The sequence below is a fragment of the uncultured Eudoraea sp. genome (genome assembly GCF_947490415.1).
Classification (GTDB): domain Bacteria; phylum Bacteroidota; class Bacteroidia; order Flavobacteriales; family Flavobacteriaceae; genus Eudoraea.
Genome location: NZ_CANLGX010000004.1, coordinates 314,507 through 328,525, shown reverse-complemented (window position 1 = coordinate 328,525; position 14,019 = coordinate 314,507). Strand labels below are relative to the sequence as shown.

The 14,019-nt window shown below is 38.0% G+C and carries 13 protein-coding genes; all 13 read right to left on the bottom strand.

Annotation, left to right across the window (positions count from 1 at the left end; genetic code table 11):
* Window positions 1–86: 86 nt before the first annotated feature.
* The 13 genes from Q0874_RS12625 to Q0874_RS12565 all read right to left on the bottom strand — a co-directional run bounded on the left by Q0874_RS12625 (window position 87) and on the right by Q0874_RS12565 (window position 13,927).
* Window positions 87–668 carry a cysteine hydrolase family protein gene (locus tag Q0874_RS12625; protein WP_299163693.1) on the bottom strand — a complete coding sequence of 194 codons (582 nt, stop codon included), beginning with the start codon at window positions 666–668 and terminating at the stop codon, window positions 87–89.
* A 1-nt stretch (window position 669) separates the two neighbouring features.
* Window positions 670–1,545 carry an ABC transporter ATP-binding protein gene (locus tag Q0874_RS12620; protein WP_299163692.1) on the bottom strand — a complete coding sequence of 292 codons (876 nt, stop codon included), beginning with the start codon at window positions 1,543–1,545 and terminating at the stop codon, window positions 670–672.
* On the bottom strand, window positions 1,542–2,213 hold the full coding sequence (gene modB / locus Q0874_RS12615) for a molybdate ABC transporter permease subunit (protein WP_299163978.1): 672 nt from the start codon (window positions 2,211–2,213) through the stop codon (window positions 1,542–1,544). The genes Q0874_RS12620 and modB overlap by 4 nt, the downstream gene beginning before the upstream one ends.
* Window positions 2,213–2,614: a molybdopterin-binding protein gene (locus Q0874_RS12610; protein WP_299163691.1), complete on the bottom strand. Its 402-nt coding sequence runs from the start codon at window positions 2,612–2,614 to the stop codon at window positions 2,213–2,215. Before Q0874_RS12610 ends, modB begins: the two co-directional genes overlap by 1 nt.
* Window positions 2,607–3,377 carry a molybdate ABC transporter substrate-binding protein gene (gene modA / locus Q0874_RS12605; protein ID WP_299163690.1) on the bottom strand — a complete coding sequence of 257 codons (771 nt, stop codon included), beginning with the start codon at window positions 3,375–3,377 and terminating at the stop codon, window positions 2,607–2,609. Before modA ends, Q0874_RS12610 begins: the two co-directional genes overlap by 8 nt.
* On the bottom strand, window positions 3,358–4,122 hold the full coding sequence (locus tag Q0874_RS12600) for an SOS response-associated peptidase (protein WP_299163689.1): 765 nt from the start codon (window positions 4,120–4,122) through the stop codon (window positions 3,358–3,360). The genes modA and Q0874_RS12600 overlap by 20 nt, the downstream gene beginning before the upstream one ends.
* A 133-nt stretch (window positions 4,123–4,255) precedes the next feature.
* A complete protein-coding gene (locus tag Q0874_RS12595; protein WP_299163688.1) occupies window positions 4,256–5,653 on the bottom strand; it encodes a TIGR00366 family protein in 1,398 nt (465 codons plus the stop codon).
* Between the two features lie 139 nt (window positions 5,654–5,792).
* On the bottom strand, window positions 5,793–9,068 hold the full coding sequence (locus Q0874_RS12590) for a S41 family peptidase (RefSeq protein ID WP_299163686.1): 3,276 nt from the start codon (window positions 9,066–9,068) through the stop codon (window positions 5,793–5,795).
* A 163-nt stretch (window positions 9,069–9,231) separates the two neighbouring features.
* Entirely contained in the window at window positions 9,232–10,530 is a 1,299-nt protein-coding gene (locus tag Q0874_RS12585; protein ID WP_299163684.1) for a prolyl oligopeptidase family serine peptidase, read from the bottom strand.
* A gap of 13 nt (window positions 10,531–10,543) precedes the next feature.
* Window positions 10,544–11,362, bottom strand: coding sequence for a bifunctional 2-polyprenyl-6-hydroxyphenol methylase/3-demethylubiquinol 3-O-methyltransferase UbiG (locus Q0874_RS12580; RefSeq protein WP_299163682.1), 819 nt, complete (start codon window positions 11,360–11,362; stop codon window positions 10,544–10,546).
* Between the two features lie 15 nt (window positions 11,363–11,377).
* The gene (locus Q0874_RS12575; RefSeq protein WP_299163680.1) at window positions 11,378–11,917 is read right to left on the bottom strand and encodes a GNAT family N-acetyltransferase; all 540 of its coding nucleotides are present in this window, start codon (window positions 11,915–11,917) and stop codon (window positions 11,378–11,380) included.
* 44 nt (window positions 11,918–11,961) lie between these two features.
* A complete protein-coding gene (locus tag Q0874_RS12570; protein ID WP_299163678.1) occupies window positions 11,962–12,459 on the bottom strand; it encodes a DinB family protein in 498 nt (165 codons plus the stop codon).
* A gap of 70 nt (window positions 12,460–12,529) precedes the next feature.
* Window positions 12,530–13,927, bottom strand: coding sequence for a Gfo/Idh/MocA family oxidoreductase (locus tag Q0874_RS12565; protein ID WP_299163675.1), 1,398 nt, complete (start codon window positions 13,925–13,927; stop codon window positions 12,530–12,532).
* Between the last annotated feature and the right edge of the window lie 92 nt (window positions 13,928–14,019).

The window sequence follows — 14,019 nt, the reverse complement described above, 5'->3', positions numbered from 1 at the left end:
GGTTATCAAGGAATTTAAGTTTCTTTTATTAAAGGTATTAAATAGTGGTATAAACTATTATTCTTGCGGAATTTAAAAAAAAAACACTAAGTCTGGTGTGCTTCTTTAATAATATTGAATAAATCATCCGTATTAATTACCATTGCAAATTCATTGTGTAAACTGGCTAATTCAACTTCATGAATCATTTCAGCTTTGTATTTTGTTCCGTCGGCACCTACTTTATCAAAAGTAGCTGTTGCGTCTGCAACTAAAAATGTATCATATCCCAAATTCCCTGCCATTCTTGTACTACTGGATACGCAATGATCTGTAGTAAGTCCAACTATCACTACTTTTTTGATTTCCAGTTTATCTAATTGTTGTTTTAAATCTGTACCAATAAAAGCGCTGTTCACCTCTTTCTCTATAACTTTTTCGTTCGCCAATGGCTCTACAATATCCTTGAATTGGTTCCCAGGCTGGCCCTTGGCAAGCGGGGAATTTGGATTGGTTGAGTTGTGTTTAATATGAAAAATGGGAAACTTATGATTTCTCCAGAAGTCGAGGATTTTTCTTGCTTTTGATTCAGCTTGAAGATTATTTCTATGGCCGCCATAGTAGTCAATATCATCCAACCCTTTCTGAATATCGATAAGAAGTAATGCCGGTTTACCATCAGAGTTCATATTATTCAATTTTATAGAGAATTGGATTGAACGCTTTAGAAGCAACCATTACTTTATCCCCAATATTCAGGGATTGTACTTCAGATTTATCAGCAATTACTTTAACTACATTATTTTGAATAAGAACAGAGACAACAATGACAACATCCTGGGGCTCTATCTTCAATACTTCCCCTATAAATTTAAATTTACCGCTGATTTTTTTGTTAGAAAAGATCTCATTTGGAATCCCTTTTCTGGAAATTTTACCGTGTTCAAGCACAAAAACCCTATCAGACAGTTTCATAATTTCACCTATATCATGACTCACCAATAAAGTGGTCAGGCCATATTCATTATGAATTCTTGTAATGTAATCCTGGAGTTTCAGGCGAATTTTATAATCGAGAGCGGCAAGTGGCTCATCTAACAGGAGAATATCGGGTTTACAAACAAGAGCTCTTGCCAGGGCCACCCTTTGCTGTTGTCCTCCTGAAAGTGTTTGTGGTTTTCTATTATGCAGATCACCAAGTTCCATCATTTCTATAAGATCTGTAATTACTTTTTTATCCTGTCCTTTTTTAGATGCGAACTCCAGATTTTGTAGGACAGTCATATTTGGAAATAATGCATAATCCTGAAATACATATCCGATATTCCTATTTTGGGGAGCTAAAAAGATTTTATTTTTAGTATCAACCCAACTTGTGTTATCCAATGTTATTTCACCCTTATCTGGCTTCAATAATCCGGCAAGGATTCTTAAGGTAGAGGTTTTGCCTGCACCTGATTCACCATATAGTGTTACGAATTCACCTTTCTCAATTTGGCATTGAATACAAAGATTCATTGTACCATCAGAGGCGCTTAATTTTTTATGAATATCAATTTTAATCATTTCCAAAAGCGCTTTAGATACCCTCCATTTATCAAATAGACCATTAGCAGGACGCAAAAGGTAATTATAAATAATACTGTAGCATAGAAATTAGCCGCACCATAGTTCATCGCTTCTACTTCATCATAAATGGCAATGGAAGCGACTTTTGTCTTGCCAGGAATACTGCCTCCTATCATCAAAACAACCCCAAATTCACCTACGGTATGCGCAAATGCCAGCACAATACCAGTTAATAAGGAAGTTTTACAATTCGGCAAGAGGACTTTGAATAATGTGGTCCATTTTGATTTTCCCATTACCTGAGAAGCTTCTGTAAGGGAATGTGGCAGGATGCTAAGGCCCGATTGAATGGGGTGAACCATAAAAGGCAGGCTATAGATTATAGAGGCTAGAACAAGACCACCAAATGAGAATACCAGTTTAAGGCCAAGCCATTCATTTATCCAATTTCCAAATGCGTTTCCCGGACTGAAAGCAACAAGGAAATAAAATCCCAGTACCGTTGGGGGTAATACCAAAGGCATACTAATAAGAGTTTCTATAAAAGGTTTAGACCGGGATTTTGTATTTACCAACCAATATGCCATTGGTATTGAAATAACCAATAATATTGCTGTTGTAACAACAGCTAGTTTTAAGGTAATAAAGAGAGGATCCCAATTCATCATTCAGATAGCATAATTTCATTCGTTTTAACCATAGCACTTACAGTTAATTTTTCTTCTAAACCAAGCTGATCTACGGCATTAGTAGTAATAATGGAACTTATGTAGCCCGCTGGTGTACTGATCAGGATATTACTTAATAGTAAACCCCGTTCAATATGCTTAATTACACCTCTAAGCTGGTTTTGAATGCTTATTAAATGCTTTACGTCCTTACCAATAATAACTTCTGTTTCCTTAAATAAAACCTTAACCAAATGACCGGCTGTTAAATACGAAGCCGTTTCCGGAGTTTCTATGATGATGGCCTTAAACAGTATTTGATCAGAAAGCTCAACAGTAACCAGCGACAAACTGCCGTTTACATGCACTTCTTTAATATGGCCTTCTAAACTATTCATCTACCGAATATCCGAAATCTTTTAATATAATCTTGGCCTCATTGGAGAAAAGAAATTTATAAAATTTATCAGCCTGCAAATTATTTCTTTTAGATTGTTTTATGACCACTGCACCCTGCGAAATTGGGGTATAGTCAGAATCATTTATTAAAGCCCAATTACCCTTCCCTTTCATTTCTGGTGAAAGAACCACAGCTTGGGCTGTAAATCCGATTTCGGCTGATTTAGAATAAATAAATTGATTGGTTTGGCCAACACTTTCCCCATATACCAATTTATCTTTAAGACTATCCAAAAGCCCGTGCTTTTTTAGTACTTCCAGAGCTGCTAGTCCATAGGGTGCTGTTTTCGGATTTGCTAGTGCAATATGGTTAATAGCAGAATCATTCAAGGATTTTATCGATACCGGCAAGCCGTCGACCATGGTCCAGAGTACTAGTTTTCCATAGGCATAGATCTCAGGTGGCGCGGTGGTAAACCCTTTGTTATAGAGGTCCGAAGGATATTTCATGTCAGCCGAGACAAAAACATCAAAGGGGGCACCTTCCATAATTTGAGCGGTATGCTTACCCGAAGAACCCATGATCAATTCACAACTAATACCGGTCTTTTCTGTGAATTTTTCAATAATGGGCCCTAAAGCATATTGCATATTTGCAGCGGCCGCGATGGTAACTTTCGAGGATTCTTTATTTGTGCCATTGCAACCATAAACAAGCGCTATTAAAATGATTCCTATTACTTTAAAAGTCCAATTCGGCATAGGCTACTTCTTTAGTGATATCCTCAACATTACCCGGATATTCTTTTCCCCTTAACCGGCTTACAGTATGAGCTTTAAGTTCATCTTCAGGATATGATTGAATCAGTTCCTGAATAGTTTTTTTATCTAAATTGTCTTCTATATGCTCAAGCCATTTGTCTGCCAGTTCATCTGGTAAAATTAAAGGCATACGGGGTCCTGCTGCTTTTGGATTATTATGAATCTTGGACATCATAGAATTGCCCACCGTAGTAACAATAGAGAATGTATTGATCAATTCCCCAGTTTCTGTATCCATCCATTCGCTCCAGAGCCCTGCCAGTGGCATAGGTACATTATCCTTCCTGCTCACATAAAATGGATAGGTTTTGCCGGCATAATGGTGATGTTCATAAAAGCCGTCTACATAAATAATACATCGTTTATTTTTGGCTGAATTTCGAAAAGAGGGCTTCTCAAAAATGGTTTCTCCTCTTGCGTTGAGTGTATTGTTCCACAATTTTTTTAATTGTGCCTTATCTTTTACCCAAAACGGTACCAGGCCCCAGGTTGCAAGAGTTGGTTCATATGGAGAACGATCTGGATACATAAATAATTTTGGGTGATTAAAGCCTGACACATGATAAAGCGGCAGGTCTGATAAGGGCACCAGTTTTTCAATGATCTCCTCAATGGCTTGCTCGTTCCCATAATGCCTGGCCCGTTTTAACTGAGCTTCCAGACTTGCCTTGATATCGTAACACATAGCTTAATTTTTAAATCATGGAGAAGAATTAAATTTAAGAAATTTTGTTCAATAATTTAATGATGTTGTATTTAGGATAATTTTTGAAATCGCCACAATTATTGAAGACAACATGGTCTTTTGGACCTTATTTTTATAGTGGCATCCATATAAGTAGTGCCGACTGAATGATAAAGAACAAAATAAATGGAATTACAAAATACCCCATAATATCTCTTGCCTGCAATTTGGTCCCGCTTGCCATTACAGGAAAAATTATTAGTAAATAGAAAGGCTGCAGTGCATTACTCAGGCTTTCTCCATAGGCGATGCCCATTGACGCTCTTGCAATCATGGCGGTAACTTCTGATTCACTCAACCCTGCCCCAAGTTCTTTAACTACATTAATAATACCAGGTCCTATTACAGCAAATTCACCACCTGCCGATGGGATGGCGAAATTCACCAGACCCCCGGAAACATAAGCCAAAAAAGGATAATTAGTTAGGGTGGCAATTGATACCTGAAGTTCACCAATTTTTTCACCCAGACCGGTTGAAAGCATTATTCCCATAATACCGGCATAAAATGGATACTGAAAGAGTATACCTGAAATGTTTCTACTGGAGCGTTTCATAGAGATACTATAACGCAGTGGGGTTCTATGCAGAAACAGGCCCAGGATCAGAAACGTAAAAATGATAATATTAAAATTCAGATCAAACCCATTCAGATAAAAGTGATGGCCTATATAAATGAAACCAAAAGCTGCAATTGTCATTTGTAAAAGGGCACTGTTATTAAGTATATCTGAGACGGCGCGAAAAGGGAGTTTGAAAGATTGGGCTTCCATTTTTACAGAAGGTTCTTTTGGCAGATCATCTAGAACCAGGAGATCGGATAATTGCTTTTGGTTATTATTTTTAGGAATTAAAACATAAAATAATAGTGGACCTCCCACAACAAAGAGCAGTATCATTATAATGTTCAGTGATGATCCCAAAGTATAAGAAGTAGGTATCAGTTCTGAAAGAATTCCGGCTTCCATTAAAAAATTATTTTCGGTATTTAGTAATAGGGCAATTGAACTGGAAGCACCGGAAACCCAGCTTCCCAAACTAAAATAAACACAGGCGATTAGAAAAGGATAGTTTAAACCCTTTACTCTTACCGCCAATTCCCTGGCTAAGATGGCCACAATCACAATCATTCCAAAACTGATCAAGGCTATCAACGCACCAGAAATAAGAACAAATAAATAGACCTGCCCCGGGGTTTTTATAAAACGGGCTATCCAATTTATACCTTTTTCAACGGGAGCTGATTGGGCTATGCTATGGGCAGTTACAATAACCAAAATAATTTGCATTCCAAAGGCTAATAAGGACCAAAAGCCATCATACCATCCACTAAGAACGTTGATTAATGAAGCATCAGTCCAAATGAGTGCCAGGCAACCCGTAAATAATGTTAGGACTAAAGCAAAAACATAAGCACTTGGCATGTACTTAATAAAAAGATCTGTGAAAATTTTTCCAAGTGCTGAAATCATATTCTTTGCCAATCAGTAGTCTTTGGTTAACACTTAGCTGATAGATCTTTTAAATATAGCAGTTAAATGCTTAACAATAAATCTGAGTCAAAAAAAATGTGCGATGGTCACTTAAGTACATCGCACATTTATAGATTTATCAATTAGATTTTCTAACCCGAACAGGATACTCCGGCTGCTTTGGAATTACAGGGGGGTTATTCTTGAGCTGCTCCAAGATAACTTCAATGGCTTTTTCCAATTGAGGGTCGCCCCCTGAAATAACTTCTTTCGGCCATTGTTCAACCATAATATCCGGGGCAACGCCTTCATTCTCCACCCGGTAACCATCTTCATTCCAAAAGGCGACATTTGGAGCAGTAACTGATCCACCATCTATAAATTCAGGATAGCCTAAGACACCTACAAGCCCGCCCCATGTAGTTTTTCCAATTATAGTACCCAGTTTAAATTTTCTAAACATCCAGGGAAGATAATCTCCACCGGAGCCAGCTGTTTCATCCGTAATCATAACCTTAGGGCCTTGTATTGAGGCACTTGGAGCTTTGAGGTTGTTACCATATCTGAAATTCCAGGAAGCCTGATATGGTTTCTTCAGAATATCTATATAGTAATCTGCCAACTGTCCGCCGCCATTATGGCGTTCATCAACAATTATTGCCTTTTTATTAGCCTGTGGGAAGAAGTAGCGTTTAAAATATTCATGTCCGGCCCCTGCTGTATTCGGGACATACACATATGCTACCTGCCCGTTTGTAGCCTTGTCTACTTTTTTGATATTTTCTTCAACCCAATCCCTGTTTCTAAGGGAACGTTCACTTTCTACAGGGACTACCTTCACTTTTCGAGAACCAGACCCATCTGCTGAGGCTGAAACGGTAAGCTCTACTATTTTATTTTCAGTGTTTTCAAAGAAACTATAGAGATTTTGATCTGCAGTAACCTCATTACCATTTACAGCTATTAAATATTCCCCGACCACAATGTTCACACCAGGTTCCGTCAATGGTGAACGAAGCTCCGGTGTCCAGTTAAGACCTCCATAAATCTTCGAAAAGCGATACCTGTTGTTAACCACTTCATAATCTGCTCCAAGCAGTCCTCCACCTACTTTATCAGGGTTATTCATTTGATCACCCCGACTGCCAAACCTATGATGTCCTACTGCCAATTCACTGCACATCCATTCCATAACTCTGTAGAGATCACTTCTGCAAGTTACATCCGGTAGAAAACTTTTATATTTTTCTTTCATGGCATTCCAATCTGCCCCGTGCATTCCAGGGTCATAAAAATAATCCCTGTTCACACGCCAGGCTTCATCAAATATATTGGACCATTCTTGACGGGGATCTATTTTAACCTGGATGGCACCTATATTTATTACTCCGTTTTCTGGTTTTTTACCTACCTCTGTGATTCCCCAGATTTTCTCTTTCAGGTATAACATTTTTTTACCGGAAGCTGCAATAGAATACCAATTTGCCTCCATAATTTCCTCGTCTTCCCGTTTTTTTAAATCATACATTCTAAGGGACTGAGGATCACTGTAACTGCTATGTGGCTTGCGTGATAGATAAAACAATTTTCCCTCTTCGGAACAACTTAAGCCTGAATACATTCCTGGTGAAACAGGCAGGTCAATAATTCGATTAGAAATTTGACCCCAATCAATTTTCAATGGAGCAACCGTTTTATTTTCCTTCTTGTCATCTTTATCCGTGGAATCTTCTTTAGATTTTTCATCGTCCTCGTCATCTTCTTCATCATTTTCTTTAGCCAAAGGAGAAATAAGTTCTTTCTGTAACGTTACCAAATAGATGGAATTCGTCATTTCCATATCCTGGTTAGACTGATCAAACCAATTCACAACCGGACCGGCATCTGTAGAGGCAAGCATATAGATATATTTTCCACTTGGATCAAAGACTGGCTCACTAACGTTTGACAGGCCATCGGAAAGTTCAAAGGATTTATTCTGATCTACAGAATATACGTAGGCCCTTTCAAAATTTGTTTCAGTAATAATGGTGTATGACACCCATTTTGAATCATGGGACCATGATCCAAAAAGTTCCCTGAAAACCCCAGGAATGTATAACTTGTCTGTTCCAATTTTTGTGATTTTCCCATTGGATGTATCGGCCATGAATAAATTACGGCCATTGTCCACGAAGCATAGTTTCTTGCTATCCGGAGACCAATGTAAATAGGCGTAAAAACCAGAACCGGAAATAGGAAGCTTTTTTATAGTCCCATTTTCCAATGTTTTAAGATGCAGGCTATATTCACCCGAGGCGTCAGAAAAATAAGCTATTTGTTTACCGTCGGGGGACCATTGTGGGTATTTTTCATGAATCCCAGGAGTTTGACTAATGTTGTCTACATCACCTTTTTCAGCAGGTACGGTAACAACTTCCCCTCTGAAATCAAATATTGCCCTGGCACCGGAAGGTGAAATACCAGCACTGCGGATATAACTGTCTCCTGAAACATAACGAGGCCTTAATTCCAGCAAATCCGTGGCAATTGGAATGGTGATTTTTGTGCTGGTTAGAGAATTTGAATCAAATAAATGTACATATCCGGCTTGCTCGTAAATTAATTCATTGTTATTTGTATTCAGGCTTAGAACAGGGAAATCGTCATAATTTGTATGTTGGGTGACAACTTTAGAATCCAATTCATAGGCATATAAATTAAATTCTCCATTTCGGTCACTTCTGAAAAATACTTTATTTCCTATCCATTGAGGATTGGTATCATTACTTCCTGATGCAGGTTTTGGGACCTCCGTAACTTCATAGGTCTCAGTATTGTAAATCCAAATTCTCGACTGCGTGCCTCCCCTGTAATTTTTCCATTGGTTAAAAACTTCATATAAAGGGGTGTAAGCAATGTATTTTCCGTCTGCTGAATAGGATGCGCTAAAAGCAGTAGGAATGGGTAATTCTATAGCCTGTCCGCCCTTTGTTGCTATGGTATAGAGCTTGGCATGTCTGTTGGTGTAGGTAGATCTACCGGAAATAAACAGCACACTTTTGCCATCAGGGGTAAAATCCCTTACCTGATCCCAACCGGGATGCCATGTTAATCTTTTTGGAACTCCGCCATTTGCAGGAACAATAAATACGTCTGTATTTCCATCGTACTCTGCACTGAAAGCAATTGATGAACCGTCCGGAGAAAAGACTGGATTAGATTCTACTCCTTCATCAATGGTAAGGCGTCTGGAGTTAGCCCCATTTTTGTCGGCAATCCAGAGATCTTCTGCATAAATAAAAGCGATTTTATTTTTACTAATTGCAGGGCTTTTCATCAACCTGGTATCAACAGTGTTTTGAGCATTAATTTGGGAAAATCCTATTGTTAGTAATAGGGTTAGTAACAGGTAATATTTATAGCGTATTCTCATATGAATGGTATTATGGATTATTATAGATTTTCAATGTTTGCCGGAAGGCACTTTAGTATAATCTTCAGGCGTTAAATATAAGGTGGATTTTGGTTTTAGGAAATTCAGAGTTTAAATATTTATAGAACTTTTTATGAGATAAAAAATGGACTTTAATACAGGCTTAATTTGTAACCGGAAGATGATTGATCCAATTCTCCAAAACGCTTATGTATTTGGGATGTAACTTGGACCAATAAGGAAAATCATTCTGGCCAACATCATACATGGAGTGTGAAGCACCTTCTAACAGTATTATTTCATATGCTTTGTTTTGAGCTTTTTCAAGTGATTTAGTTATCATTTCGTAACTGTTTTCAGGTATTATTTCATCCATACTACCCTGTACAATAAGTACTGGTTGCTTAATTTTTTCAAAATAAGGTAGAGGGCTATACTTAAGTTTCCTATCTATCTCTATCTCATTAAGGTTTGGAATCCATACCATATTAAACCACGTTTTAGATTTAGACGCATTGATCTCTTTTTCAAGTGCTTCTATGGAATTTTCACCTGCAATAGTTTCAAAAACCTTTCGCTCAAAACTGGTTGCCTCTTCAATATTTTCATCGAGCTTCTCAATATTCCTGTTCTTCCAGTAATTAAGATCACTTTCCAATAAGGTAGAACCAGGACAACTCACGGCAATCCCATATTTCAAATCTTTTAATTCATTCAAAATATATGGGATCTTGCTAGCACCCTGACTGCTGCCTTTAATACCAATGTTTTTAATAGGGATGGTTGTCTTTTCAGTAAACCACTTGATAGCATTAATATCATCTGAAGCAAGTTCTTCTATGCTGGCCTGTGACCAATTGCCTTCAGAAATTCCTGTTCCCCGTTTATCATAAATAAAGGTGGTATAACCTCGTTTCGCAAAAAGCTGAGCTTCCGCTCTGGAAGCACTCCTGTCTGAATTGCCAGAGGAAGTGACAATAACTAAGCCTTTTTTATTGTCTTTAGAGGGATAATATATAGTACCGTTCAATATCAGATCATTAGTTTCAAAGCTTATGTCCTCACTTACCGGAGCACCTTTTATTACGGATAAAGTTTTATAGAGGGTATACGGGACTTTCATAGTATCCACGGTAAGTGAGCCCCGGAGCTCAGAATTATTATTCGCCCATAAATTTTTAAACGAATAGGTATGAAAATCACTTTGAAGTTTAAAGTTAATCGAATCGTCTTTTGCTTCTAGCTCCCTAAAAGGGATACGATTCGCGTTTTGTTCCAGGCTTGAAAAAAAGACTTTCCAGCTTGTAGAATCTCGTTCCATCTCAAATACTATTGAATCTTCAAAACTACCTTTTTTGAATAGGCCTATATATCTGCCACTTCGGTCAGATAAATCTGGCTTCGAATTATTGTTACAGGAAATTATGACCACGGTCATAATTAAATAAAGGAATTTTCTCATGAATGATAATAGTTTAACTGATAGAAACTGATTTCTTTTTTCTGCCTTCTATGCTGTACACCATAGGAAGTTTATTCCCAAGATGCTTAATCCTGAACTTTCCTGTTTCAGATTCAATGGTGAATTTAAAACAATTGTACGGGGAATAGTCATATTCTTTAAGCGAGGTCACTTCAATCCCATTTTGTGTCAGGCTTGTAATTACTTCTCCTATACTATGATTCCACATTATATATTTCAGAGTTAGATTAGCATCCCTTTTAGCATACGTTCCTGTTTCAGTTTCCATTATTGGACCGGAATTAAAATAATTGTAAGCTATCTTACTAAATTCATCATCAAACATCCAGACCACCGGGTGAAATTCTGCAAAAATAAGTCTGCCTCCTGGTTTTAAAAACCTGGAAATAATTTTACCCCATTTATTTAAGTCGGGAAGCCAACCAATAGTGCCATAAGTTGTATAGATAATATCAAATTCCTTATTTAAATGTTTAGGGAGATCATAAATATCACAACAAATAAAGTTTGCATCTATTTTTGTTTTCAAAGCTAATTCTCTGGCTCTGTCGATTGCTTTGTCAGAAAGATCAACCCCAGTAACGTGGGCACCGAGCCTCCCCAATGAGAGTGTATCCTGTCCGAAATGACATTGCAAATGCAAAATCCTCAGGCCATTTATATCCCCAAGGAGATTCAATTCTATATTTTTAAGGGATGTCTCACCATCGAGGAATCCTTTCATATTATAGAATTCAGATTCCATATGAGTATCAGTCTTACTATTCCAGGATGCCTTATTTATTTTGAGGTAATCAGAGTCCGAATCCATATATTAAAAGCTCGTTTATATATTCTGAAGATACTGTTCTTTAGATATTTTGTAATACAAGGAGTTCTCAATGCCTTTGCAACTATCTCTTTTCCAATATTGCATGGAAAGTTTTTCCAGAACTTTTATAGAGGCTTTGTTCTCCCATGCAACCCGGCCAATTATCTCATTTAAATTAAGATTCAAAAAGCCGTGTTCAAGGCAGGCATTGGCAGCTTCGGTGGCATAGCCTTTATTCCATTCTTTCTTAAAAAAACGAAACCCGATATCAACCATATTTTGCTCATTCAATTTTAGTCCACACCATCCAATGAAGGTGTTGGAGTTTTTTGTAATGACAGCCCATCTGCCAAAGCCGTTTTTTTTATATTCCCTGTAGTTGATGATAAATTCCCTTGCGTTTTCAATAGTTTCAAACGGGGGGTCACCTGTGTATTTTATAACCTCAATGTCAGAATTTAGTTCCCAAATATTTTCAGCATCATCAAGTACGAATTCCCGGAGGTATAGTCTGGGAGTTTCTATTACTTTCCTAATGCTTTTTAGGTTATCCATTGGACCGCAATTTGCCTGTTATTTCATTTTAGATTATTGCAATTTTACCCTTCTGCATTCTCTTTAATTAGTTTTATGACCAGCCCCATTTGCCCCAGATGATAAATATCGTGATGCAGCATACCTTCAATAGCAAAGGAATAGGGGTAAGTGCCTTTAAAATCTATATCGTAATAGTGCTCGTCTAAGAATTGATCATCCTTGCTTTGCAGAAGCATTATTACGTCTGAAAGGCTTTTTTTATATGCTTCCTTAAGTTTTTCCCAGCCAATAGATTCCAATTCCGAATTAGTAGGCCAATTTTCATGACTATCTGTCGTCAGGCTACCCTTACCGGTTTGGATTTTCAAAATCATGTCTTTTCTCCAACTGGTTAGGTGAGCTATTAATTCGGCAACACTATGAAGATGGGGTAATGGACGTTTAAAGGCCTCTTTTGCTGTAATTGCTGCAAATTTTTTTTCAAATGTTTCTCCTACCCATGGCTTTCCCTTTTGAAGCTCATTTAATTGCCTTATGATTGCTTTAATGTTAGAATTCATTATAAAATGGCCAATCTTTTATCTGCTATCACTAGTCCTTTGAACTAGTCATTAAATTTGCCCCTTCTTCTTATGTTATAATTCCGAGAGGATCGGTTTCTTTCCAATTACCCCTGGTGAAATCGGGAAAAGCCTGGGGAGCCCCATCGCTGCCCACGGAGCGTTCGCTTAGGGGTGAAACTGCGCTCCAAAAACATCCTTCATAAACATTTTGATCAAGGGGTAAGCCATTTCTAAGACATTCAATAATCCGATAGACCATCATTCCATCCATGCCTCCATGGCCACTTTCACTGGTAGTAGAGGACAAGCGCTTGTATAAAGGGTGATCATATTTTTCATAAACAGATGCCAATTGTTCTCCTTGAACCCATTGATGATGACTATCTGTAATACCTTCAATACCTCCCTCTAAGGCAACTCGGGTTGGGAAACCAGCCAAAATCCCTTTTGTCCCCTGTATTAGATTAAGTCTGGAATAAGGTCGGGGACTGGTTTCATCCCATTGCACCATAATTGTTCTTCCAAGACTTGTCTTTATTATCGAGGTATTCATATCACCTCCTTTAAAATCCAGCTGATTCCATTTATGGTCCTGAGGAAAATTTTCTTTTGCATAAAGAGCACGACCCCTTGCCGGAGTGGAATATGACACTAAACTTTTAAAGGTATCTTCTGTACGACCCAGATTCATATATTGTGCTACCGGACCCAGACCGTGGGTAGGGTAGAGGTTCCCGTTTCTTTTGGCATAATGGTAAGTACGCCAGGAACCTGTTCCGCGTTCAACCTCATTCATCTGTGTCCTTAAATCGTGAATATAAGCTGCCTCGCTATGCAATAGTTCGCCAATGACTCCTTGTCTGCACATATTTAAGAATAGCAACTCATCACGACCATAATTGACATTTTCCATCATCATACAGTGCTTTCTCGTCTTTTCTGATGTGTCTACAATCTTCCAGAGCTCTTCAATGCTAATAGCCAGGGGTACTTCAACAAAGGCATGAGCTCCACTGTTCATTACTTCAATGGCCATTGGAGCATGATTGGACCAGTTTGTGACAATAAAAACCATATCTGGTTTTACTTCTTTCAGCATCAATTTCCATGCATTCTCATCCCCAAAATAAGTAGCAATGTTTTGATGTCTTTGACCATTGCCCATTTCGGTAACCACGGCAGCCCATTTAGTGGCAAGATCTTCATAGAGATCACATATCGCAACTATTTCTGTCCCTGGCAGGGCAGCCGCAAATTGTAAATGAGCCGGGCCTCTGGCGCCTACTCCTATTACCGCAACTCGAATGGTTTCTAATTTTGGAGCGGCAAATCCACCCATGTACATTGCATTTGTCTCACGACTATTTTGGGAATGACCGGAAATAGGTATGATTGATGCTGCCGCAAGACCTGCAGCAGATAGTGTTGTCTTTTTTATGAAGTTTCTTCGGTCTAGGTTTTTCATCTGTAAACTTTTAATACTTAACAGGTAATTTACTGTTTTTTGATGAAATAAAGAATGGCTTTGAAACAAACTTGGAAGGATATATAATTTGA

What these genes read in the sequence shown, in the direction of transcription:
- Q0874_RS12625 (WP_299163693.1), bottom strand. Translation starts at nt 668, where the DNA reads ATGAACTCTGATGGTAAACCGGCATTACTTCTTATCGATATTCAGAAA.
- Q0874_RS12620 (WP_299163692.1), bottom strand. Translation starts at nt 1,545, where the DNA reads ATGATTAAAATTGATATTCATAAAAAATTAAGCGCCTCTGATGGTACA.
- modB (WP_299163978.1), bottom strand. Translation starts at nt 2,213, where the DNA reads ATGAATTGGGATCCTCTCTTTATTACCTTAAAACTAGCTGTTGTTACA.
- Q0874_RS12610 (WP_299163691.1), bottom strand. Translation starts at nt 2,614, where the DNA reads ATGAATAGTTTAGAAGGCCATATTAAAGAAGTGCATGTAAACGGCAGT.
- modA (WP_299163690.1), bottom strand. Translation starts at nt 3,377, where the DNA reads ATGCCGAATTGGACTTTTAAAGTAATAGGAATCATTTTAATAGCGCTT.
- Q0874_RS12600 (WP_299163689.1), bottom strand. Translation starts at nt 4,122, where the DNA reads ATGTGTTACGATATCAAGGCAAGTCTGGAAGCTCAGTTAAAACGGGCC.
- Q0874_RS12595 (WP_299163688.1), bottom strand. Translation starts at nt 5,653, where the DNA reads ATGATTTCAGCACTTGGAAAAATTTTCACAGATCTTTTTATTAAGTAC.
- Q0874_RS12590 (WP_299163686.1), bottom strand. Translation starts at nt 9,068, where the DNA reads ATGAGAATACGCTATAAATATTACCTGTTACTAACCCTATTACTAACA.
- Q0874_RS12585 (WP_299163684.1), bottom strand. Translation starts at nt 10,530, where the DNA reads ATGAGAAAATTCCTTTATTTAATTATGACCGTGGTCATAATTTCCTGT.
- Q0874_RS12580 (WP_299163682.1), bottom strand. Translation starts at nt 11,362, where the DNA reads ATGGATTCGGACTCTGATTACCTCAAAATAAATAAGGCATCCTGGAAT.
- Q0874_RS12575 (WP_299163680.1), bottom strand. Translation starts at nt 11,917, where the DNA reads ATGGATAACCTAAAAAGCATTAGGAAAGTAATAGAAACTCCCAGACTA.
- Q0874_RS12570 (WP_299163678.1), bottom strand. Translation starts at nt 12,459, where the DNA reads ATGAATTCTAACATTAAAGCAATCATAAGGCAATTAAATGAGCTTCAA.
- Q0874_RS12565 (WP_299163675.1), bottom strand. Translation starts at nt 13,927, where the DNA reads ATGAAAAACCTAGACCGAAGAAACTTCATAAAAAAGACAACACTATCT.